This window comes from Parasphingorhabdus sp. (genome assembly GCF_036963805.1).
In the GTDB taxonomy this organism is placed as follows: domain Bacteria; phylum Pseudomonadota; class Alphaproteobacteria; order Sphingomonadales; family Sphingomonadaceae; genus Parasphingorhabdus.
On the sequence record NZ_JBALUN010000058.1, the window covers coordinates 1 to 560 of the forward strand.

The following is a 560-nucleotide window of genomic DNA, read 5'->3' on the forward strand; positions in this document are numbered from 1 at the left end:
GCTACAACAAACAGGTCCCGGGTCACCATATCCAGATGGATGTTAAGTTCCTGACTTTTATCGGAAAGAAGGGCGAGAAGATACGCCGCTTCCAATATACGGCAATCGATGATGCAACGCGGGTAAGGGCATTGAAGGTCTACAGAAAACATACACAAGCCAACGCGATCGACTTCGTCGATCACATTATCAACAAGTTCCCGTTCCGTATCAGAGAAATCAGAACCGACAACGGCCACGAGTTCCAGGCCAAGTTCCATTGGCACGTCGAAGATCTGGGTATCCGACATGCCTATATCAAACGCGGCACACCACAACTGAATGGCAAGGTGGAACGATCTCACCGCTCTGACCAGCAGGAATTTTACCAGCTGCTAAGCTATAAAGGAGATGTCGATCTGATGGCAAAACTCGATCAATGGGAGCAGTTTTACAACTTCCACAGACCGCATGGCGCGTTTAATGGAAAAACACCTTACGAAGCTCTTCGGGAAAGGCTATAACGCCATGAAGTGAATGTCTCACCAGTCACCCGATGTTACACTCCCCATCTACGATCT

Annotated in this window: 1 protein-coding gene; it reads left to right on the forward strand. The window is 48.6% G+C overall.

Annotated features, from left to right (window positions below; all coding sequences use genetic code 11):
* On the forward strand, positions 1-503 hold a 503-nt coding region (locus tag V7676_RS18760), incomplete at its 5' end, for an integrase core domain-containing protein (protein WP_335661075.1).
* Positions 504-560 lie beyond the last annotated feature (57 nt).